Below are 1,325 nucleotides of genomic sequence, written 5' to 3'. Positions count from 1 at the left end.
CCGCGGCGACCGCCGCGACACCCCCGCCCAGGCCCAGCAGGGCGCGCCGGGACAGCCCGGTGGCCGGCGCCGGGGCGTCGTCCGGGGTGGCGGGGGAGTCGACGTCGGTCATCGCGGCGTCAGGCGCCCGTCACGGTGGTCGTGAGGCGCGAGAGCGGCTCCGACAGCGCGTCGACCGCGGCGGCGAGGTCCTTGACCTGGTCCTCGGTCAGCTGGTCGTACGACGTGAAGCCCGACTCGACGCTGCCCTGCGCGGCCAGCAGGTCCTGGAGCTCGGTGAACCGCTCGTCGAGCGCGTCCGCGAGGTCGGCGTCCCGCTCCTGCACGACGTCCGACAGCACCTCGTAGGCGACGCGCGCGCCGTCCACGTTGGCCTGGAAGTCCCACAGGTCGGTGTGCGACCAGATCTCCTCCTCGCCGGTGACCTTGCCGGTCGCGACCTCGTCGAGCAGTTCCTTCGCGCCGTTCGCGATCTGGAACGCCTCGAACGTGAACGCCGGGTCGGTGACCTGCTCCTGGAGCCTCGCGGTGTTCGCGACGATGTCGTCGGCCGCGGCCTGCCGCTGCTCGGGCGTGAGCGGCGTGTAGGCGACGCCGCCGTTCGCCTCGGGGGTCGGCTGCCACAGGTCCTTCTCGACGAGGTGCCAGCCGGTCCACGTCGCGCCGTCCTCGAGGTCGGCCTCGCGCAGGTCGAGCAGGGGGTCCAGGTCGCCGAACGACTCGGCGACGGGCTCGACGCGCTCCCAGTGCACGCGCGTCGCGGCGTACAGGTCCCGGGCGGTCGCGTCGTCGCCCGCGGCGTACGCGTCGGCGAACTCCTGCGTGCCCGCGACGAGCGCGCCGACCTGGTCCTTGACGTACGCGACGTACGACGCCTCGGCCGCGGCGAGCTGCTCGGCGGTGTCACCGGTCGGACCCGTGTCGGCGCCCGAGTCCGTCACCGTGAACTTCGCGCGGATGCCGTCGCCGACCATGCCCGGCTTGCACGCCGTCCAGTAGGTGCCCGGGCGGGCCTGCACGACGAGGTCGCGGCTGAGGCCGGGGCCGATGTTCTCGACCTCGGACACGACGCGCAGCCCGTCCTCGCCCAGCAGGTAGAACTCGGTGACGTCCTCGCCGTCGTTCGTGACGGTGAACGTCAGCGGCCCCGACGCGGCCTCCGTGGTGGACACGTCGCACGCGTCGGCGGTCGACGAGACCGTGATCGCGCCCGCGGCCGTGGCGTCGTCGGCGGGGGCGTCGTTCGGGACGCACGCGGCCGCGAGCGGCAGCACGAGCGCGGCGGCCAAGGTGAGCGCGGCGGTGGGCCGGTGGGACATCGGGCT

Annotated in this window: 1 protein-coding gene; it reads right to left on the bottom strand. The window is 74.3% G+C overall.

The genetic code is table 11. The features are described 5' to 3' along the window. Positions 1 to 119: 119 nt before the first annotated feature. Positions 120 to 1,319: an iron uptake system protein EfeO gene (gene efeO / locus HGA02_RS19575; RefSeq protein WP_168681065.1), complete on the bottom strand. Its 1,200-nt coding sequence runs from the start codon at positions 1,317 to 1,319 to the stop codon at positions 120 to 122. Positions 1,320 to 1,325: the final 6 nt, after the last annotated feature.

This window comes from Cellulomonas septica (assembly GCF_012396155.1).
In the GTDB taxonomy this organism is placed as follows: Bacteria; Actinomycetota; Actinomycetes; order Actinomycetales; family Cellulomonadaceae; genus Cellulomonas; species Cellulomonas septica.
This window is presented reverse-complemented; position numbering and strand designations above follow the sequence as displayed.

Bases quoted from the DNA above. Each gene is read 5' to 3' on its own strand.
- efeO (WP_168681065.1), bottom strand. From the start codon at position 1,319: ATGTCCCACCGGCCCACCGCCGCGCTCACCTTGGCCGCCGCGCTCGTG.